The organism is Kitasatospora sp. NPDC059795 (assembly GCF_042732175.1).
In the GTDB taxonomy this organism is placed as follows: Bacteria; Actinomycetota; Actinomycetes; order Streptomycetales; family Streptomycetaceae; genus Kitasatospora.
In genome coordinates this window covers 15,318-34,731 of the sequence record NZ_JBHWID010000034.1, presented here as the reverse complement: position 1 = coordinate 34,731, position 19,414 = coordinate 15,318, and the positions used below count along the sequence as shown (strand labels likewise).

Below are 19,414 nucleotides of genomic sequence, written 5' to 3'. Positions count from 1 at the left end.
TACGGGCGACCGGTCTGTCGAGCCGAGGAGCTTCGGTTCCGCCGGCCTGCCTTCAGCAACCGACCGGAATCCTCTATTCCGCACCCTCCTTCAAACCCGTCCCCTACCCCCATGCGATGCTCTTATCATGTCTGGCACAAAGCGTTCTCACGCCCTGCTTGCGGCAATGGCCGCCATCCTCGTGCTGACCCTGGCCGGCTGTTCGTCCGGCTCCTCGACCGGCGACGGCGCCGGCCTGGTCAGCGTCAAGGGCGGGCTCGCCACCGCCGCCCCGGGCCACCGGGAGGAGGCGCCGGACATCTCCGGTACCACGCTGGAGGGCGGGCAGGTCAAGCTGTCCGACTACCGGGGCAAGGTGGTCGTCCTGAACCTCTGGGGCTCCTGGTGCAGCGCCTGCCGCACCGAGGCGCCGGGCCTGCAGGAGCTGTGGGAGAAGTACCGGGACCACGGCGTGCAGTTTCTCGGGATCAACACCAGGGACAACGACCCGGCCAACGCCGTCGCCTTCGAGAAGAACAAGGGCGTGACCTTCCCCAGCATCTACGACCCCGACGGCACCCAGATCCTCAGGTTCCCCAAGGGCAACCTCAACCCGCAGGCGATCCCCACCACCATGGTGATCGACCGGGACGGCAGGATGGCCGCCCGCGTCTTCGGCGCCAGGACCTCCGACGACATCGACTCCATGATCCGGCCGGTGCTCGCAGAGCAGGCATCCGGGACATCCTGAGAGCTCGTCACACGACCTCGCCGACCCAGCGTCCGCACGTGCCCTGTTCCGGCCAGGACGTCGCCGACGCCGAGTTCCTTGGCCGGACGGGGAGTTCGGCGGGACGACCGGCACTCCCCCGGGGCGGCCCGCCGGCAGCGCGGCGATGCGCCGGGCCCAGGTGGCCGGGCGAGCGCGGGATCGGTGGCCGCGGCGAACAGCGCGGCAGTGAGCGGTGTCCCCGCCCGGGACTCGACGGCGTCACGACCGGCCCCTCCGTCGGCCAGGGCCACGGTGGGCGCTTCCCGGTCGAACCCGTCGGACTCGGTGAACCGGGCGCGACCGCCCCGGACGGCGGCCGAATCCTCCACCCGCCGAAGATTGAGCGTGACGTCGGGTCCTGCCTCGACAAACTGGTGCGGGGTGCGGCCGGGCCTCCTCCTGCTGCGGCGAAAGGAGCGGCCCGGGCAGTGCGCCCCCGGGCGGGTGGTCGGCCGGTTCAGCTCAGGTCGAAGTCGTCGGCGTCGTACGCGAAGTCGTCGGCGCCGAAGCCGCCGTAGCCGCCTCCGCCGTTGAAGTGGTCGGCCAGGGCCTGCCCGATGATCTCGCGCATCTCGCCCTCGTCCTGGGCGAGGGCGAGGGCGGCGGCCTGGCCGCCGGTGAGGCCGAGGTGGATGTCGCGGGCCCGGACGGCGTCCGAGCCCTGGATCTCGAAGGTGCGGGTGCGCCCGACCCGGGCGGTGATCCCGGAGTGCGGGCCGAGCCTGGCCAGCTGCCTGGCCTTGCGCTCGCGGCCGCGTGCGGTGGTCTGCACCTCGACGGCGTCCAGGCGCAGCTTCTCGCGGTGGCGGCCGGCCGGGTGGCGGGTGCCGTCGACCCAGCGCTGCACGGTGCGGGCGGAGACGCCGTAGGCGGCGGCCAGGGCCTTCGTGCTGCCGCCGTACTTGCGCGTCCGGACCTGCCCGGCCTGGGTGGCGGTCTGCGCGGGGGCCTTGCGGGAGGGGAAGAGCGCCTCGCGGACCTTCCCGAACAGGCCCCGGAATCCGCCGGCCGTCACGCCTCGCCCTCCTTCTGCTCGTCGGTGCTCTCGGCGCCGGCCTGCTCGGGGCCGGTGCGGGTGCCGTCGGTGGCGTAGGAGCGGGTCAGCCTGGAGGGGTGCTCGCGGCGGCCCATCGCCTCGACGACCGCGTCCAGCGGGACGGAGGCCTCGTGCTTGTGGCTTCCCGGCGCGATGCCCAGGCGCAGCGCGCCCGGTACCGGGGCGCCGTCGTCCTTGGCGGGCAGGAGTTCGAGCGGGGTGGGGTCGTCGGTGGCGTAGAGGTAGGAGTCGACGTTGACGGCGAAGGGGGCGCGGCCGGTGAGGAGCCAGGTCTTGCGCAGGCGGCGGTGGGCGGCGGTGCGGGCGGCGGCGATGATGTGGAAGCGGATCTCGGGGCGGTAGGTCCAGGACGTGGCGGCCTTCTCCAGCCAGGTGTCGTCGTCGAGGTGGCGGGCGGAGTCGGACCACTTGCCGATGCCGCCCTTGTAGATGTTCTTGTACAGGGCGGCCAGGGTGAGGGCGTCGGCGCGGACCGGGTCGCCGCCGGTGTCCTTGTGGGCGGCGTACGCGGTGAGGAACTCGGCCGGGCCCTGGCCGTCGATCAGGCCGAGGTCGGCGTAGACGCGCTTGTAGCCGGCGCGGATGCGGGTGGTCCACTCCTTGAGGAGCGGCGCGGTGTGGGTGGACAGGCAGGCCTCGGTGATGGTCGCCGGGTCGAAGCCGTAGGTGGTGGCCATGTAGGCGACGGTCGGGGTGGCGTACCAGCCGGGCCCGGTCGGGGGGCGGCCGTGGAAGGTGGCGGGGTGGGGCAGCAGTTCGTCGGTCTCGGCGCCGGTGAAGTCGCAGAGCCACAGGCCGGCGGTCCTGCCCTTGCCCCAGTCCGGCCTCGTCGTGTGCTCCAGTTCGCCGATGGGCAGGGGCAGGGAGTCGGTGACGGACAGGTAGGAGGCGCAGACGTCGACCGCGACCGCGAACTTGCGGCCGGTCTCCTCGGTGGTGAGTTCGCGGGCCCACCACTTGTAGTCCTCCTCCTCGCACACCGCCTTGCCCTCGGAGAGGAGTTCGCGGGTGAGGGGGTGCCGGGCGCCGGCCGCGATCGGCACGCACCGGTCGCCCTTGGGGAGGGCGCCCTCGCGCGGGTGGGAGGACCACTCCCCCGTCTCCTGGTCCTTGACCCACTCCTCGCGCGGGCGGACCGCGTCCAGGAGCAGCATCGCGGTGGTCGCGGTGGTCGCGCCCGGCGCGACGCCGAGGTCGGCGGCGAAGGCGCGGTAGCGGCGGGCGAACGTGGCGCCGTTGCGGGTGTCGTCGGGGGCGGTGGCGAGCGGGGCGGCGAGCGCGCTGACGGCCTGCTGGCGGGCGTCGCCCTGGCCCAGCCACGGTGCGACGGTGATCTGGAGCGAGGTCTTCGGGCCACCGGCCGAACCGGCGCGGCGGAAGGCGCGGAAGACCGGCCCGATCGCCTCGCTGACCTCCATCCCGACGGACGCGGCGGCCTTCGCCAGTTTCGCCCGGAGCGCGTTCAGCGCCTTGTCGGTGGTGGGCAGGGCGGCGGGCAGGCCGAGTTGCTTGAGGGCGGCGGCGGTCAGGCAGAGCGCGCCGTCCCCGCCCCGGCCCTGCGGGTGGGCGCGTTCCACGCGCAGCGGCAGTCCGGTGCCCAGCCACGCGAACCAGTCGGTCAGCTTCGGTCCGGCCGGGGCCGGGAAGCCCGGCACGTCCAGCGCCCAGCCGCCGTCCTCGGCGGCGTCCAGCGCGACCACCGTCGCCCACCGACCGGCCGTCGGCGCGGCCGTCGGTCCCACCGTCGGTGCGGCCGCGGACGGCTGGGCGGCGGCGCGCGGCGGGACGGTGCGGTTCGGGGTGCGGGCCTGCGTCGGGCGCTGGTGGGCCCGCGCCGGAGCGGGCGCCGCCGACGGCGCGGGGTGGGACGGCGACGGCTGGGACGGCGACGGGTGGGACGGCGACGGGTGGGACGGCGGTGCGGCGGCCGGCGGCCCGGAGGCTGCGGGCCCGGAGGCCGGGGCCGCGGAGGCCTGCGGTGCGGAGGCCTGCGGCCCGGAGGCTGCGGGCCCGGAGGCCGGCGGCGCGGAGGCCGGCGGCGCGGAGGCTGCGGGCCCGGTCGGGGCGGCCGGGACGTCGGCGACGGGCGTCGGAGCGGGGGCGGGCTTCTCCACCTCGGCGGCGAGCTCGGTCGAGGTGGCCGGCGCGGCAGCCGGGGCGGGGCGGCAGAACCCGCCGAGGTGCATCGGGCGGCCCTGGGCGCGGTAGACGGAGGGCTGCCCGCACTGCACGCACGACGCGGCCGCGGCCATCACCAGCGAGCCGTCCGGGTGCTGATCGAGCATCACCGGCTGCGGTCCGGCGGGCGCGGCCGGCCGGCCGGGAACCGGCGCCGGGGCGGCGGGCGCGACTGGGGTCTGCTGCCCGACCGCCGGAACAGCCTCGGGCGGCGCGGGCGGGGCGGCCGGCGCGACCTGGGCGGGCGGGGCCGGCCGGGCCGGGCCGGCGGCGGGCTCCTCCGGGGCGGGGAACCGGGCCGCGAGGCCCTCCAGCAGGCGCGTGTAGGCGGGGGCGACGTCCGGGTCCGGGACAGCGGCGCCGTCCTCCCACTCCAGCACCAGCTTCGAGCCCACCCGCAGCGCGGCGGCGATCTGCGCGGGCGTCAGCCCGGCGGCCAGGCGCAGCCGCTTGCGCTCGGCCGGGACGGGCAGGCCGGTGGACACGGCGGCGAGCAGCGCGTCGACGGAGTCGAACAGCTCGTCGGACATCGGGCTTCTCCTCAGCGTCCGTTGGGTCGGGTCGGGTCGAGGCGCGGATCGCCGAACAGGGCGTCGAAGACGTCCTCGGTGACGCAGCCGGTCACGTTCCGGTCGGCGTCGCGCAGGGTGTAGCCGGCGGCGCGCCCGAGGCCTGCCTGGGCGATCGGGACCTGGGGACGGTAGTAGAGGGTCAGCTCCTGGCCGTCGAACCGCCCGCCCGCCGCCCCGCCGGCGGGCGTGGCGTCGGCGGGTGTGGCGTCGGCGGGCAGCGTGAACGAGCGCAGGGACTCGACGTCCGTCTCGTCGGCGAGGTGCAGGACCCCGTCGGCGGCGGTGCGGAAGGCGACGATCAGGTCCACGCCGCCCGTGCGGCGGTCGCGCGGCAGTCCGTGGCCCTGCAGGACCCGGCCGAGCTGGGAGGCGGACATCGCGGCGGCGAGGGCCAGGGCGCGCCGGTTGGAGTAGGCGCCGGCGGCGTCCGCGCGGGACATCGCCAGCTCCTTCACCACGGTCAGGTGCTGGGTGAGGCGGCCGACGCGGGCGACCAGGACGACCAGGTCGTCGAAGTCGACGGCCTGCGGCGGCTCCACCGGGCGCTCGCCGCGCAGCCCGGCGAGCAGGGCCCGGGCCAGGTCGTCGGGCACCTCGACATGCTCGTCGCCGATGCTGATCCTCACAGCAGAACCCCCGAACGGTAGTGCATGACCAAACGGTAGGCATGTGCACTCTGGAAGTCCAGCCTGACGAGGCCCGCGGCGCAGTGGCGTGCGCCCTTCGTGTCCCTTCGTGTCCCTCTCGTCCCGGGTTCTCGGCGAGGGCGGGTTCCGCCGCCGGTCCTCCCTGTGGGTGAACAGCGCCTGCCGGTGGCGGCGCGCGGTGGAGGGCCCGGCCCGGCGGGCAGCCGTGGCCGTGGTCGAGGAGCAGGTCGCGCAGCCCGCCCACCGTGGCCGGCTCCGGCTCGTCGTCCCTCCGGTGGGCGGCGCGGAACTGCTGCTGCGTCACCGGACGACCGGTCGGCACCGGCGCCGCGGGCTCTGCGAACGCCCGCGCCCGGTCGTCCGCCCGCCGCGCCCATGGACGGGGGCCGGTCTCCGCTCCTCGCGGAGCGGGCCGGTACGTGTGCGGCATGATCGCTCGGGCGTCGGCCGGGCCCTGCCGCGTCGTGCCCTCGGGCCTCTCACCGGGAAGGAGCGGCGATGTCCCCGGACTCCTCGACGTTGGCGACCATCCTGCGCAGCACCTTGAGCGCGGCCACGTACTCTTCGTCGGCGATGCCCTCGTGGACCACGGCGCGCAGTTCGGTCGCCAGCTCGCGCAGCCGCACCCTGGCGGCCTCGCCGGCATCGGTGAGCCGCAGGCGCTGCCCGGCGTCGATCCGGAGCCAGCCGCGGTGGACCAGCTGGTCGATGACGCGAGAGATCTCGTGCGGCCCGTCCGCGAGGGGCGTCAGCCGGGCGACGACCTCCTCGCGACTGGGCGCCGCGGGGCTGCCGTTCACCCCGTTGAGCACCCAGTACTGCGGCTGCGTGACGTCGATCCTGGCCATGGCGTCACGCAGGTGCCGGGTGACGGCCGCGTGGGCGAGGCCGCTCCAGTAGCCGATGGGCTGGGTGGCCAGCATGTCGTCGGTGGCGGCCGGATCGGCCGGCGCCTGGTCGGTGGCGATGTCGGTCGGCGGTCCCATGACCGCAACGCTATACATCCCCCACCGCTCGCACACCCCCGTCCGGGGGACGGGCCGCCCCGAGCGGCGACGCCCTCGCCGACGCGTCGCGGTCGACCGCCGCCGGCAGGCCGCCGGGCGCCGGTCGGCCGGGCGGGCCGGGGCCCGCTCCGTGGGCGAGGAGGCAAGGGCACCGGCGAGCCGGCATCCGCCTGTACGGGGCTGGCATCGGTCCGGGCGGCAGCAGCCGGGCCCGGCCGGACAAGGGTCCCGTCGGCGGCTGCGCCCCGCCGGGGCCTGCAGCGCTCGCGGGATCGGTGTGCGACGTGCACCCTCCCAGTAGGGCCGGCGCCTGCCCGGGGCCGCCCCCACCACCGACACGACCGTACCGAGACCGAGGAGGCAGCAGTGTCCGGGAAGTTCGAGATGTACACCGACAAGGCGGGCAAGTTCCGGTTCCGGCTGAAAGCCGGCAACGGGGAGATCATCGCGGTCGGCGAGGCGTACAACAGCAAGGCCGCGTGCGAGAAGGGCATCGCGTCGGTCAAGACGAACGCGGCGGCCGCGCCCGTCACCTTCGTCGAACACGCCGCATAGCGCCCGCACGTCCGCACCGGCCCCCGCCGTCGTGACCGCAGACGTGGACCCGGGCGCGGCACGAGGGGGGATTGCGCGCCGCGTCGCGGGCCCGGACGGCCGGGCGCCGCTCCCCCGGCCGCGCCGATGGCCACCGGCTCGCCCCGGCGCGAAGGTCGGCGGCGTCGATCTCGTCGGCGGACGTCGGGCGGAGGACCGCCGGGGCCGGCCGGACCCGTGGATCGGCCGTCCTCGCATCGGCAGGGCGCGACAGCGCCTCCGCAGCGCAGGGCAGCGGCCCGGCGGCGCCGCCCGCCGGGCACTCCCGCGTCCGATCGGGTCGAACGCCGCCTGCCGGTCCGCGGCCGGGGCGCCCGCCACGGACGTGTCCGGCGGGGCGCCCGTCGGGTCGGGGGCGGAGAAGTCCTTGACGTCGCCCCGCGGCAGATCCGGCGTCCCGCCGGGCTGACCGCCTGGCTCGTCTCCCGCGCGCGGCCCGGTGTCCGTGCCCGTCGGTTCAGTCGTGGAGGGAGGCGAGCCAGGCGGTCAGGAGGCGGTTGACCTCCTCGGGGCGTTCCTGCTGGGTCCAGTGTCCGCAGCCGTCCAGGATGTGGGTGGAGGTCAGGCCGGGGAGGGTGGCGGGGTGGGCGTCGATCGCGTCGGCCATCCAGGTCGTGGAGGCGTCCAGGGCGCCGCCGATGAACAGGGACGGCTGCTCGATCGGCGCTCCGTCGTACGGGGCGAGGTCCTCCCAGTCGCGGTCCATGGCGCGGTAGCGGTTGAGGGCGCCGGTCATGCCGGTGCGCTCGAACTCCCCGGCGTACGCGTCGAGGTCGTCCTCGGTCAGCCAGGCGGGCGGCTTCCCGGCGGGGAAGCGGTCGCGCAGCCGGCCGCCGGTGCGGGCCACGAAGTGCGGGTCGGGCTCGCCGCGGGCGGGCATGGTGTCGGCGGACATGGCCGCGTAGAAGCCCGCGAGCCAGCCCCGGATGTCGGGCTCCATCTCCGCTTCGGCCCGGCCGGGCTCCTGGAAGTAGGAGACGTAGAACTCCTGGTCGCCGCCCATCCGCGCGAAGACGTCGGTGGGGCGGGGTCCGCCGGGCGGCGTGTAGGGGACGCTCAGCAGTCCGACGGCGCGGAAGACCTCGGGGCGCAGCAGGGCGGAGGCCGCGGCGATGCCGGAGCCCCAGTCGTGCCCGACGATCACCGCCTGTTCCTCGCCCAGGGCGTGCACCAGGGCGACGTTGTCCTCGACCAGGTCGAGCATCCGGTAGGCGTCCGCCGGGGTCGGCCTGGAGGAGCGGCCGTAGCCGCGCACGTCGGGCGCCACGGCCCGGTATCCGGCCGCGGCGAGGGCCGGGAGTTGGCGGCGCCAGGAGTACCAGGACTCGGGGAAGCCGTGGATGAGCAGGACCAGCGGTCCGGCGCCCTGCTCGACCAGGTGCAGGCGCCCGGCGGGGCCCTGGACGGTGCGGTGGCGCGGGGCGGCGGGCGGCGCGGGCTGGTGCATCGCTTCTCCTCGGTTCACGGGCGGCTGCCGGTACCCGCCGATCATGCGGCGCGGCGCCCGCGCGGCGCGAACAACCGTTGCCATTCTGGCAAACTGGCAGGACAGGGGTGGTGGAGGCGGTGCGGTCGGAGGGAGCGGGGCGATGGCGGCGGACGGCGAAGCGGCCGGTGTGCCGGCGGACATGGGCCCCCGGCTGCGGGCCGCGCGCGAGCGGAGCGGCGCCACGCTCACCGGCGTCGGCCGCGCGACCGGCATCTCGCCGAGCACGCTGTCGCGGATCGAGACCGGTCGGCGCAGACCGACGCTGGAGGTGCTGCTGCGGCTCGCGAAGGCGTACGGCGCTTCCCTGGACGAGCTGGCCGGCACCGCACCCGCCGCGCCCGCACCGGTGCCCGCCGGACCCGCACCCGCCGGACCCGCGGCGGCCGGGCCTCGCGCCCCGGCGCCGCAGCGTTCCGGCGACGGCAAGGCGGTGCTGCCGCTGACCCGCTACGTCGGGGGCCTGCACGCCCACAAGCACGTCCTGCCCGCCGTCGACGCACCGCCGGCGCGGCCGCGGCAGGCCTCCCACGACGGGTACGAGTGGCTGTGCGTCCTGTACGGGCGGCTGTGGCTGGCGCTCGGCGAGCAGGACCTCGTGCTGGGCGCCGGGGACGTGGCCGAGTTCGACACCCGCACCCCCCACGGCGTCGCCAACGCCGGACCCGGCGGACCGGTCGAGTACCTGATCATGTTCGGGCCGCAGGGCGAGCGCCCGCGAACGCGCACCCCCGCCCCCGGCCGCCGGACCCGGTAGCGCGCGGCGCGGCGGGCGGGCCCCGGCGGCGGGGCCTTGCGGCTTCACGTCCCGGCCGGGCTGCGCGGCGGCAGTGCGACGGTCACGGCCCTGCGGTCCGTCCGCCGGGAGGCGTTCCTCGGGCCGGACGCGCCCGGCCGGAGGAGGGCCTGCGGGGCGTGGCGTTCGTTCAGAGGGTCAGTGCGGTGGGCTGGGCGTCGGGGCGCATCGCGGCGTCGGTGCCGCCGTCGACGAACAGGGTGGCTCCGGTGGTGAAGCGGGCCTCCGGGCGCAGGAACTGGTGCACCCAGAAGGCGATGTCCTCGGGTCGGCCGAAGACGCCCAGCGGCATGGGGGTGGGGAAGTCGTCGGCGTCCGGTTCCTCGCCCGTGTCGGTGGAGCCGAGCATCAGCGGGGTGATCACCGCGCCCGGGGCGACGGCGTTGAGCAGCACGCCTTCGCGGGCCCACGGCGGTGTGACCGCCGTCCGGCGCACCCAGCGGGCCAGCGCGAACTTGGAGCTCGCGTAGGCGGAGATGCTCGGCGCCGTCCGACCGAGTTCGGCGGGGAGCGCCGCCCGGGCCGTGCGGGCGTGTTCGCGGGCCGCGGCTTCGTCGCCGGCGAGCAGCAGGTCGACGAGTTCCTCGTCGATCATCGGGACGGTGGTCGCGGAGTTGGAGCCGATCACGACGGCGCGGCCGGCCGCGGAGCGGGCGAGGGCCGGGCGCAGGCCTTCGAGCAGGGCGACGGGGCCGAAATAGTTGATGGAGGCGACCGCGGCGGCGTCCTTCATGGCGGGGCCGACGCCGGCCACCGCGGCCACGCCGTCCAGGACGCCGCCGGAGGCGTCCAGGATCTCCTGTACGGCGGAGCGGCGGCCCTGCGCGGTGCCGAGGTCGGCGGTGATGTCGGCGTCGTGGAGGTCGACGCCGATGACGGTGTGCCCGTTCTCCCGGAGGACGGCGGCGCTGGCGGCGCCCATTCCCGAGGCGGAGCCGGTGACGGCGTAGGTACCCATGGTGCGAGCCTCTCGATCACTGTGCGCGGGGGCGCACGGGACTGGCCGGGGCGCTCTCGCGCACACCTGCCAATCGGATGTCAATCACTGATTGGATGGTAACCCGGGCTCCCGTGATGCAATGGCGGCATGCCGGACGAACCAGCCCAGGACCCGACCCCGACCCCGACCCGGGACCCGGACCCCGCCACGACCCGGGACCGGCTGCTCGCGGCCGCCGAGCGGCTCTTCCTCCGGCGCGGGGTCGGCCAGGTCTCGGTGCGGGCGATCAACGCGGAGGCCGGGCTCAACCCCGGGGCGGTGCACTACCACTTCGGCTCCCGGGACGGCCTGGTCACGGCGCTCCTCGGACGCGAGCTGCTGCCGCTGTGGCACGACCGGCTGGAGGCAGCCACCCGCCGCCCTGCCGCCACCGGCCCGGCGCAGGTGCGGACGCTGGTGGCGGCCGTCGCCGAACCGTTCGACGAGCTGGTGCGCACCGACCGCGGCCGCATGCTCTGCCGCCTGCTCGCCCAGACCATGCTGGCCGCCGACCGGCCGCTCAGCAGCTCCCCCTGGGCGGGCACCGCCCCGTTCGAGGTCGTCCTCGGCCGGGCCATGCCCGAGCTGACCGTTCACGAGATCACCGACCGCTGGCGGCTCGCCTTCACGACCCTCCTGGAGGCCTACGGACGCCCGCTCACCGCCGACGCGGCCTCCGTCCCCGCCCCGCCGTTCCCCGAACTGTCCACCGTGGTCGCCTTCCTGACCGCCGGCCTGACGGCCCCCCGGCCGGACGCCGGCTGACGGCTGACGGCTGACGGCTGACGGCCCGGCCCGGACGCGGCGCGGGTCTCCTCGACGCGGATCGGCGCCGGGCCCGGGCGGGGCGGGCCGCCGACGGGTGGCGTTCGGCGTCTCGCCGTCAGGTTCGGCGGGCGTGGGAGGCGAGGCGGTCGGCGAACGCGATGACGAGGTCGCGCAGTTCGTCGGGGCGCTCGATGACGAACGGCCGGTCGAGCGAGGCGAGTGCCGGCGGCAGCCAGTCGAGTCGCTGTGCGCGGATGTCGACGCGCTGCCAGCGTTCGGCGGCCGGGTCCTGGGCGGCGGTGGCGGGTTCGTGGTCGGTCAGGGTCGCGACGGCGGCGGGGAGGTGTGCGCGGATCTGTTCGGCCGTCGCGTGGATGCGCAGGGTCACCTCGTGCCGGTACTCGGCCGTGGCGAATCCCGACAGCAGGCGCTGTGCCGGGTCCGGGTCCGCCGGTGCTTCGAACGAGCCGGGCAGGGTTCTGGCGGCGGTGATGCGGTCCAGGCGCAGGGTGCGGTCCTCGCCGATCCGGGGGTCGTGGCCCGTCGCGTACCAGCGGCCGGAGTGGGAGACGATCCCGTGCGCGTGCAGGGTGCGTTCGCTGTGCCGTCCGTCGCGGTCGGTGTAGTGGACGAGGAGGGGTCGGCGGTGGCGCGCCGCGTCGGCGACGGTGAGCAGGATGCCGGCGTCCGGGCGGTCCGGTTCGTCGGGCCGTTCCGTGAAGGCGAGGGCTTCCTGCAGTGCGTCGAGCCGGCGGGCGGTGTGCTTGGGCAGCACCCGCCGGATCTTCGCGGACGCCGTCTCGCCCGCCGTGCGCTGCGCCGTGGTGAGTCCCGCCCGGCGGCCGGCGGCCAGGCCGAGCAGCACGGCCAGTGCCTCGTCGTCGCCGAGCATGAGCGGGGGCAGGCGGTGGCCGGGCGCCAGCCGGTATCCGCCGTAGCGGCCGCGCACCGATTCCACGGGCACGTCCAGGTCGATCAGCCGGTCCACGTACCGCCTCACGGTGCGTTCTTCGACGCCGAGGCGGTCGGCGAGTTCGGCCGCTGTGCGGGTGCCGCCGGACTGCAGCAGTTCCAGGAGTGTCAGCACGCGGGCGGTGGGTCTGGGCACGTCCGCAGCCTAGTGCGGATACCGGACCGGTTCTGTCCGCTATTCCTCCTAGCCTGCGACGTGCACAGTCTCGGCACGGCCAGGGAGATTTCTCATGAACTTCGTCTCGATACGCATCATCACCGGCGACGTCGCGCGGCTCGTCGGCTTCTACGAGCGGGCCACGGGGGTGCGGGCCGTTCGGGCCACCGAGGACTTCGCCGAACTCGCGACCGCGGGCGCGACCCTCGCGATCGCCGGCGTCCGCACCGTTGCGCTGTTCGCTCCGGGCTCCGCCAGGCCGGCGGACAACCGCAGTGTGATCGTCGAGTTCCTCGTCGACGACGTGGACCGTGTCCACCGGGACCTGGCGGGTTTCGTCGACGATTTCGTCGGCGGGCCCACCACGATGCCCTGGGGCAACCGGTCGCTGCTGCTGCGCGACCCGGACGGCAATCTCGTCAACTTCTTCACTCCCGTCACCCCGGAGGCCGTCGAGAAGTTCGCGCGCTGACGTCGTGCGCAGCCGCTCGCGCGGGAGCCCGCGGGCTCGCGCGCGTGGGGGCGGTGGCGAGCCGGTACGGGAGCGGGCGCCGGAGGGGCGGTGCGGGCGCGAGGTCCGCGGCGGGTCCGGCGGGCAGCGCGGCGGGTCCCTGCGTGCCGCGGCGCGGTGCGGGCCGGGCCGGGCGGGTGCGGGCGGGTGCGGCTTCCCCGGCCGGTGAGGAGCGCGTCGCCGGGGGTGGGCGTGTGCGGGACGGCGCTGCCCGCGTCGGGTGGCGGCGGCGGGGGCGGCCCTGCGGCGGGCGGCGGCGGGCGGGTGCGTTCGGCCGGCTGCCCGGTGGTGCGCGGGCCGTCGGCTTCCGTTTATCGCGCATGTATCGGCGCGTGTCACGGTGTCCCCGGCCTCGGAGCCCCACCTGCGGACGGAGTACACGTGACCACGGCAGTGCCTTCCGACAACCGGGCGATCCTGACGTACCGGATCTCCTTCACCGCTGGACCCGACCTCGACGGGACGCTCGACCGGCTGTCGGGCTCCGACACGGCCGACAGTTCCTACTACCACGGGCTGCCCGAGCCCAAGGGCAGCGTCTTCGCGGGCCAGTACCGGCACACCAACGACCCGGAGAAGCAGACCGTCAACCTCCTGGCCAACGCGATCCTCGAACGGCTCGGCTGCGACGACGACCACTACCTGGCCGAGATCCTGGCGCAGGTCACCGGGGGCAGCATCGCGCTCTACTCCGACAAGGGCCCCTGCCACTCCTGCCGGGCGCTCATCAGGCAGTTCCTGAAGGACTACCCGATGATCGCCTCCTTCGTGGTGACCTACCGCAAGAAGGACGGACGGGGCAACGCGATCCGGGCCCTCGAACCCGCCGGAGGCAACCTCCACGGCTCCTACGGCTACGAGGACGCCGTGGAGGCCAACGGCCTGTGGTGCAAGGTGCTGCGCTGACGCCGCCCGCCGCGGACCGCGCCCGGCCGCCGGGGCGGAGCAGCGCCGGGGCGGTGATGCGGTCGGCGTCGACGGCGGCGGGGAGCCGGTGGAGTCGGCGATCGGGGGCGGGAGGCCGTCCTCCGTCTCGGGCGGGGGTGCAGGGGTGCGGTGGCGTCGGCGGCGGGGGTGCGCCGCGGCTCCGAGCGGCGGGCGCGGCGGGCGGCTGTCGGCCGGTTGCCGCGGGGGCGGGTGGCGGTGGGGTGCGGTGCGGCGGTGGCTCAGGCGGGGGTTTCCAGGGCGGCGCGCCAGGCGGGGCTGTCCACGTAGTGGTTGTCGAAGCGTTCCGCGGAGTCGGCGATCTCCTTCGGGTCGGCTTCCGCGCGCATCACGCGGCCGAGCAGGCGCAGGTAGTCGAACCGTCCCAGGCCCGGGGTGAAGACGAACAGGACGTCGGCCTCCGTGCCGGGGGCGGCGGCGAAGGCGTGCGGGGTGTGCGGCGGCACCGCGAGGAAGTCGCCCTCGTGCAGGGTGGTGACCTGGTCGCCCACCAGGACCCGCAGCGAGCCGCCGAGGACGAAGAACAGCTCCGTCGCCTTCGTGTGGAAGTGGGCCGGCGCGCCGGGGGTGCCGGGGGCGAAGCGGGAGCGGTAGGCGGTGAAGCCGCCGGGCGCGGCGTCGGACTCGCCGAGCAGGGTCATCACGCTGCTGGGGTCGGCGCAGGTCTCGGCGTCGGCGCGGCGGGTCAGCGTCGCGGGCAGGTTCGCGTTCGTCATGATCATGAGCCTAGGGCGTCGAGTGACCCGTCGGGCAGGTCAATTCGCTCCGGGGATCGCGGGTCAATTCGGGGTCGGCGGGGCGGGGCCTGCCGGGCCGGCGGCGGGACGGGCCCGGTGCGGGGGCGGCCGGCGCGGGAGCGGCCGGTGCGCGGGCATGCGGCGGGCCGGTGCGCGGGCATGCGGCGGGCCGGTGCGCGGGCATGCGGGGCCGGCGCGCGGGCATGCGGCGGGCCGGTGCGCGGGCATGCGGCGGGCCGGCGCGGGAACGGCCGGCGCGCGGGCATGCGGCGGGCCGGTGCGCGGGCTGTCGCCGCGTCCGTGTCCGGGTCCGCATCGCCGGCGCGGATGCGGGTAGGTGTGCGGGCATGTCGACCTCTGCGCTGTCCTTCGGTTCCGCTGCCCGCCTGTACGACGCGGTGCGGCCCGCCTATCCGGCGCGGGCGGTCGCCCGGGCCCTCGGGGCCGCGCCGGTGCGGGTTCTGGACCTGGGGGCCGGCACCGGGCTGCTGACCGGTGTGCTGCGCGCCGCCGGCCACGAGGTGGTCGCGGTCGAGCCCGACGGGCAGATGCGCGCCGTGGCCGCCGAGCGCCACCCGGACGTCCGGGTGCTCGCCGGCAGCGCCGAGGACATCCCGCTGCCGGACGGGTCCGTCGACGCCGTGGTGGTCGGGCAGGCCTACCACTGGTTCACTCCGCGGGACGCGCTGCCGCAGATCCACCGGGTGCTGCGCGAGGGCGGCGTCCTGGCCGCGCTGTGGAACATCCGCGACGACCGGACCCCGTGGGTGGCCGCGCTCTCCGGCATCGTCGGCGACGAGGGGTACGGCCTGGAGGACGCCTGGCCGTACGGGCCGGTGGCGCCGTGGTTCACCGAGCCCGAGCGCGGCCTGACGGAGCACGCCGTGACCGTCCCGACGGACCGGCTGGTCGACCTGGTGCGCTCCCGCTCCTCCTACCTGACCGCCGGCGCCGCCGAGCGGGCCCGCCTGGACCGGGAGATCGGCGAGCTGGCCGCCACCGACCCGGCGCTGGCCGGCCGCGACAGCGTGGAGATGCCCTACCGGACCTGCGTCTACCGGATGCGGCGGGCCTGACCGCCGGCCGGCCGCGGCACCCGGCGGCGGCCGGGGGCGGCCGGGGGCGGCCGTACGGCCCCGGCCGGGCACGGCCCACCCGCGGCCGCAGGTCCTCCGGGCGCGGCGCGGGTTGTCTCCGGGCCGGGCGGCCGGTCGCCCGTCGGCGGCCGGTTCGGGCGGCGCGCCGGGAAGCCCTGTCGCGTGCCGTGGCGCCGTGTCCGGGGCTCTCGGTGCGAGCGGCGTCCTGTCGGGTGCGGCCCTTTCGTGTCCGTGTGCCCGGCCGGTCGCGGCGACGGAGACGGAGGCGGGGCCGGAGACGGAGGCGGGGGTCGGGGGTCGCGCCGGTGGGGTCAGGGGTGGCGCGTGAACGCGTCGGCGTGGTCGGCGGCCCACTGGCGGAACGTTCGCGGCGGCGTGCCGAGGATGTCCTGCACCGCGGTGGTGACGTGGGCGGGTCGTCCGACCGCCGCGCTCCAGGCGGCGAGCAGCATGTCGACGGCCTGGCTGGGCGCCGTGCCCTGCGAGAGGCGTCGGAACTCCTCCGGTGTCACCTCCTCGTATGCGATCCGGCGTCCCAGGACGTCGCCGATGACGCCCGTCTGCTCGGCCTGGGTCAGCGATTCGGGGCCCGTCAGGACGTAGTCCCCTCCGGCGTGTCCGTCCTGGTGGAGCGTCCGTGCCACGACGGCCGCGACGTCGCGGTCGTCGACCGGCGCCGCCGGGGCGTCGGCGTAGGGCCACCGGACGGCGTCGCCCGCGCGGATCGCGGGGGCCCACCAGGCCAGCGCGTTCGATGCGAACATCCCCGGCCGGATCACGGTGGACTCGAGTCCGGTCGCCGCGATGAGCCGCTCGATGCCGGCGTGCAGCGCCGCCACGGGGTTGGGCTGCTGGAAGAGGGGGTGGGGCGTTCGGTGCGGGGAGGAGAGGAGGACGACCCGCCGTGTGTGGGCCGCCAGCCGCGCCACGACGTCGGCGACGGTCCGGGGCGGGGCGGTCCAGACGAGGAAGACCGCGCCGGCGCCGTTCAGCGCCGGGTCGAGCGAGTCGGGCACGGTGAGGTCGCCGGTGAAGACCTCGGCCCCGGCGGGCAGCGTCGCGGCCGCCTCCGGGCGGCGGACGAGGGCGCGGACCGGTACGCCCGCGTCGAGGAGTCGGTCGACGACGGCGCGGCCGACGCGGCCCGTCGCCCCGGTCACGAGCACGGGAGGGGTGTCTGTCCGGTTCTGGCTCATGCCGCCATGAAAACGTTACTCGGTTAAAAAAGCAACCCGGTTGTGTTCGTGTTACGGTGGCCGCATGAGCGAGTCGACGGGCCTGCGGGCCCGCAAGAAGGAGCGGACCCGCGACGCCATCGCCGACGCGGCCGTGTCGCTGTTCCTGGAGCACGGCTTCGACGACGTCCCGGTCAACGACATCGCCGCGGCCGCCGAGGTCTCCAAGCCGACCCTCTTCCGGTACTTCCCCACCAAGGAGGACCTGGTGCTGCACCGCTTCGCGGACCACCAGGGCGAGGCGGCCCGCGTCGTGCGCGAACGCCCGCCCGGCACCGGGCCGCTGACGGCGCTGCACCGCCACTTCAGGGCCGCCCTCGACCGCCACGACCCCGTCACCGGCCTCAACGACCATCCGCAGGTGGTGGCCTTCCACCGCCTGGTGTTCGCCACGCCGAGCCTGGCGGGACGACTCGCGCAGTACCGGATCGAGGACGAGCAGGCGCTGGCGGACGCCCTCGGCGAGGGCATCCAGGCGCGCCTGCGGGCCGCCCAGGTGCTCGCGGTCCAGCGGGTGCTCGCCCGGGCCAACTGGCAGAAGATCGCCGACGGCCGGACCGCCCGCGACGTCCACCCCGAGGCCGTGGCCGACGCCGACCTGGCCTTCGACCGCCTGCGGTGACGGACGACGCTCCCGGCCCGGCGGCCGCACGGAAGCCGGAGAAGGCGCGGCCGGACGGCTCCCCCGCGAACGACGCCGCCCCCGTGGCCACCGCCCTCCAGGCCCTGGCCACCCCCTCCCGCCCGCTGATCCTCGCCCGCCTGCGCGAAGGGCCCTGCGCGGCCGGTGGCGGCGGGTCAGGGTGGGGGGACGAGGTGGGTGCGGTGGGCGAAGACGACGGCGTGGATGCGGTCGCGGAGGTCGAGTTTGTGCAGGACGCGGCCGAGGTGGGACTTGACGGTGGCTTCGGCGAGGTGGAGGGCGGCGGCGATCTCGGTGTTGGAGCGGCCTGCGCCGACGTGGAGGAGGACTTCGCGTTCGCGGGGGCTGAGGCGCTCCAGGCGGCCGAGGCGTTCGGCGTTCTCGGGGTCGGGGGGCGGGGCGGGGGCGTGGTGGAGGGTGTCGAGGAGGCGGCGGGTGATGCGGGGGGAGAGGGCGGCGTCGCCGGCGGCGATGTCGCGGACGGCGGTGAGGAGTTCGCCGGGCCTGGTGTTCTTCAGCAGGAAGCCGGAGGCGCCGGCGGCGAGGGCCGCGAAGGCGTACTCGTCGAGGTCGAAGGTGGTGAGGATCAGGACCTTGCTGTGCGGGCAGTGCCGGGTGATCTGCCGGGTGGCCTCGATGCCGTCGGCGCCGGGCATGCGGACGTCCATGAGGACGACGTCCGGGCGCAGGCGGCGGGCGAGGCGGACGGCCTCGGCGCCGTCGGCGGCCTCGCCGACGGGGGTCATGTCGTCCTGGGCCTCCAGGACGGTGGTGAAGGCCAGGCGCAGGAGGGCTTCGTCGTCGGCGATCAGGATGCGGATGCTCATGCGGGCGTCGTTTCGCGGGTGTCGGGGTTCGGGTCGGGGTTCGGGTCGAGGTCGAGGTCGAGTCGGGCGTGGACGTGCCAGCCGCCGCCGGGCAGGGGCGCGGCGTGCAGGGTCGCTCCGTAGGCGGCGGCGCGTTCGCGCATGCCGGGGATGCCGTGGCCGGGGCGGGCGGTCGCGGCGGCGTTGCGCGGGCGCGGGGCGGTGGCGGTGGCGGGGCCGTTGTCGGTGACGGAGACGGCGACGGTGCGGGGCGTGCAGTGGACGCGGACGTGGGCGCGGGTGCCGGCGGGGGTGTGCTTGAGGGTGTTGGTGAGGGCCTCCTGGACCAGGCGGTGGGCGGTGAGCTGGGCGGTGGCGGGCAGGGCGGTGTGGTCGCCTTCGAGGTCGAGGCGGGTGGGCAGGCCCGCGGCGCGCATCCGCTCGGCGAGGTCCCGGAGTTCGGCGATGCCGGGCAGGGGGTGGCGCCGGGCGTCGGGTTCGTCGGTGCGCAGCAGGCCCAGGGAGCGGCGCATGTCGGTCAGGGCCTGCCGTCCGGTCTCGGCGGTCTTGAGCATGGCGACGGTGGCCCTCTCGGGCGCGCGGTGCTGGGCGGCCACGGCGGCGTCGGTGAGGGCGACCATGACGGACAGGTTGTGGGTGACGATGTCGTGCATCTCGCGGGCGATGCGGGCGCGTTCCTCGGCGACGGCGAGGCGGGCCTGCTGGTCGTGCTGCTGTTCCAGGCGGGCGGCGCGGTCCTGCAGTGCGGCGAGGTGGGCGCGGGTGGTGCGGGCGGCGGCGCCGAGGGCGGCCGCGGCGACGACGGCGGCGCTCAGCGCGGCGAGGAGGGTCAGGGGGGCACCGCCGGTGCTCCAGCGCCGGCAGGCCAGCACGGCGCCCGTCTCCAGGACGGCGGCGGCGAGGAAGGTGGCGCGCGGGCCGGCGTGTGCGGCCAGCGTGTAGAGGGCGATCAGCAGGGCGGCGTCGGCCGGGAGTTGGACGTTCGCGAGCCACTGGACGAAGGCGGCGGCGGCGATCACGGCGAACACCGCGCGCGGGGCCCGGCGACGCCAGGCCAGGGGCAGCGCGAGGGCGGCGGTGAGGGCGGCGGCGAGCGGCAGTTCGCGCGGGGCGCGGGTGGCGGCGACGTGGAGCAGGAGCAGCACGCAGGGCAGGAGGTCGCGGACGGCGGGCGGGAAGCGGGGGAAGCGGCGGCGGGGGGCGAACGGGGCCGGCCCGGGGAGCGGTCCAAGCGCCTTGGCGGGGGCGGCTGTTGATGCGAGGTCGGGAACGAGCGTCGTGCCGCGGGCGGGCGCGGGGGCAGCATCTGGGGCGGGCGCGGGGACGGGGTCCTGGGCGGGACCAAGTGCTCGGGCAGGGAAGTCTGTTGAGGAAGGGCCAAGTGCCCGGGCACGGACGGCTGTTGACGCAGGACCAGGGGCGGGGGGCCGGTCGAGGACGTGCGCCGCAGCACGG

At 76.2% G+C, this 19,414-nt stretch carries 19 protein-coding genes; 8 read left to right on the top strand and 11 right to left on the bottom strand.

The genetic code is table 11. The features are described 5' to 3' along the window. Positions 1-166: 166 nt before the first annotated feature. On the top strand, positions 167-730 hold the full coding sequence (locus tag ACFV4P_RS34980; RefSeq protein ID WP_380477531.1) for a TlpA family protein disulfide reductase: 564 nt from the start codon (positions 167-169) through the stop codon (positions 728-730). Between the two features lie 478 nt (positions 731-1,208). Here ACFV4P_RS34980 and ACFV4P_RS34975 read toward each other — a convergent pair whose 3' ends face one another. The 4 genes from ACFV4P_RS34975 to ACFV4P_RS34960 form a co-directional block, all read right to left on the bottom strand. Next, entirely contained in the window at positions 1,209-1,766 is a 558-nt protein-coding gene (locus ACFV4P_RS34975; RefSeq protein ID WP_380477530.1) for a helix-turn-helix domain-containing protein, read from the bottom strand. Beyond that, positions 1,763-4,516 carry a multiprotein-bridging factor 1 family protein gene (locus ACFV4P_RS34970; RefSeq protein WP_380477529.1) on the bottom strand — a complete coding sequence of 918 codons (2,754 nt, stop codon included), beginning with the start codon at positions 4,514-4,516 and terminating at the stop codon, positions 1,763-1,765. Before ACFV4P_RS34970 ends, ACFV4P_RS34975 begins: the two co-directional genes overlap by 4 nt. Before the next feature lie 11 nt (positions 4,517-4,527). Further along, entirely contained in the window at positions 4,528-5,184 is a 657-nt protein-coding gene (locus tag ACFV4P_RS34965; RefSeq protein WP_380477528.1) for a hypothetical protein, read from the bottom strand. A 500-nt stretch (positions 5,185-5,684) separates the two neighbouring features. Then, the gene (locus ACFV4P_RS34960) at positions 5,685-6,191 is read right to left on the bottom strand and encodes a MarR family winged helix-turn-helix transcriptional regulator (RefSeq protein WP_380477527.1); all 507 of its coding nucleotides are present in this window, start codon (positions 6,189-6,191) and stop codon (positions 5,685-5,687) included. A gap of 387 nt (positions 6,192-6,578) precedes the next feature. Between ACFV4P_RS34960 and ACFV4P_RS34955 the strand changes: the two genes are divergently transcribed. After that, complete coding sequence (locus tag ACFV4P_RS34955; protein WP_380477526.1) at positions 6,579-6,767, top strand: YegP family protein; 189 nt, start codon at positions 6,579-6,581, stop codon at positions 6,765-6,767. Between the two features lie 496 nt (positions 6,768-7,263). Here ACFV4P_RS34955 and ACFV4P_RS34950 read toward each other — a convergent pair whose 3' ends face one another. Beyond that, positions 7,264-8,253, bottom strand: a complete 990-nt coding sequence (locus ACFV4P_RS34950) for an alpha/beta fold hydrolase (protein WP_380477525.1) — start codon at positions 8,251-8,253, stop codon at positions 7,264-7,266. Positions 8,254-8,395: 142 nt separating this feature from the next. Here ACFV4P_RS34950 and ACFV4P_RS34945 point away from each other — a divergent pair, with 142 nt between their 5' ends. Continuing rightward, positions 8,396-9,049 carry a helix-turn-helix domain-containing protein gene (locus ACFV4P_RS34945; protein ID WP_380477524.1) on the top strand — a complete coding sequence of 218 codons (654 nt, stop codon included), beginning with the start codon at positions 8,396-8,398 and terminating at the stop codon, positions 9,047-9,049. Positions 9,050-9,218: 169 nt separating this feature from the next. Here the strand turns inward: ACFV4P_RS34945 and ACFV4P_RS34940 are convergent, their stop codons facing one another. Further along, positions 9,219-10,046 carry an SDR family oxidoreductase gene (locus ACFV4P_RS34940; protein ID WP_380477523.1) on the bottom strand — a complete coding sequence of 276 codons (828 nt, stop codon included), beginning with the start codon at positions 10,044-10,046 and terminating at the stop codon, positions 9,219-9,221. 129 nt (positions 10,047-10,175) lie between these two features. Here ACFV4P_RS34940 and ACFV4P_RS34935 point away from each other — a divergent pair, with 129 nt between their 5' ends. Beyond that, positions 10,176-10,832, top strand: a complete 657-nt coding sequence (locus ACFV4P_RS34935) for a TetR/AcrR family transcriptional regulator (RefSeq protein ID WP_380477522.1) — start codon at positions 10,176-10,178, stop codon at positions 10,830-10,832. Positions 10,833-10,950: 118 nt separating this feature from the next. Here ACFV4P_RS34935 and ACFV4P_RS34930 read toward each other — a convergent pair whose 3' ends face one another. Further along, complete coding sequence (locus ACFV4P_RS34930) at positions 10,951-11,943, bottom strand: helix-turn-helix transcriptional regulator (RefSeq protein WP_380477521.1); 993 nt, start codon at positions 11,941-11,943, stop codon at positions 10,951-10,953. 94 nt (positions 11,944-12,037) lie between these two features. Between ACFV4P_RS34930 and ACFV4P_RS34925 the strand changes: the two genes are divergently transcribed. Continuing rightward, on the top strand, positions 12,038-12,436 hold the full coding sequence (locus tag ACFV4P_RS34925; RefSeq protein ID WP_380477520.1) for a VOC family protein: 399 nt from the start codon (positions 12,038-12,040) through the stop codon (positions 12,434-12,436). 420 nt (positions 12,437-12,856) lie between these two features. Then, positions 12,857-13,381, top strand: a complete 525-nt coding sequence (locus ACFV4P_RS34920) for a deaminase domain-containing protein (RefSeq protein WP_380477519.1) — start codon at positions 12,857-12,859, stop codon at positions 13,379-13,381. Positions 13,382-13,641: 260 nt separating this feature from the next. On the opposite strand, the gene ACFV4P_RS34915 is transcribed toward ACFV4P_RS34920, so the two are convergent. Continuing rightward, positions 13,642-14,136: a cupin domain-containing protein gene (locus tag ACFV4P_RS34915; RefSeq protein WP_380477518.1), complete on the bottom strand. Its 495-nt coding sequence runs from the start codon at positions 14,134-14,136 to the stop codon at positions 13,642-13,644. A 368-nt stretch (positions 14,137-14,504) separates the two neighbouring features. On the opposite strand from ACFV4P_RS34915, the gene ACFV4P_RS34910 reads away from it, so the two are divergent. After that, positions 14,505-15,233 carry a class I SAM-dependent methyltransferase gene (locus ACFV4P_RS34910; RefSeq protein ID WP_380477517.1) on the top strand — a complete coding sequence of 243 codons (729 nt, stop codon included), beginning with the start codon at positions 14,505-14,507 and terminating at the stop codon, positions 15,231-15,233. A 332-nt stretch (positions 15,234-15,565) separates the two neighbouring features. On the opposite strand, the gene ACFV4P_RS34905 is transcribed toward ACFV4P_RS34910, so the two are convergent. Then, a complete protein-coding gene (locus tag ACFV4P_RS34905) occupies positions 15,566-16,450 on the bottom strand; it encodes an NAD(P)H-binding protein (protein WP_380477516.1) in 885 nt (294 codons plus the stop codon). A 64-nt stretch (positions 16,451-16,514) separates the two neighbouring features. On the opposite strand from ACFV4P_RS34905, the gene ACFV4P_RS34900 reads away from it, so the two are divergent. After that, the gene (locus tag ACFV4P_RS34900; RefSeq protein WP_380477515.1) at positions 16,515-17,111 is read left to right on the top strand and encodes a TetR/AcrR family transcriptional regulator; all 597 of its coding nucleotides are present in this window, start codon (positions 16,515-16,517) and stop codon (positions 17,109-17,111) included. A 176-nt stretch (positions 17,112-17,287) separates the two neighbouring features. Here ACFV4P_RS34900 and ACFV4P_RS34895 read toward each other — a convergent pair whose 3' ends face one another. Next, positions 17,288-17,959, bottom strand: a complete 672-nt coding sequence (locus ACFV4P_RS34895; RefSeq protein WP_073818120.1) for a response regulator transcription factor — start codon at positions 17,957-17,959, stop codon at positions 17,288-17,290. Further along, positions 17,956-19,113, bottom strand: coding sequence for a sensor histidine kinase (locus tag ACFV4P_RS34890; RefSeq protein WP_380477532.1), 1,158 nt, complete (start codon positions 19,111-19,113; stop codon positions 17,956-17,958). The genes ACFV4P_RS34895 and ACFV4P_RS34890 overlap by 4 nt, the downstream gene beginning before the upstream one ends. Positions 19,114-19,414: the final 301 nt, after the last annotated feature.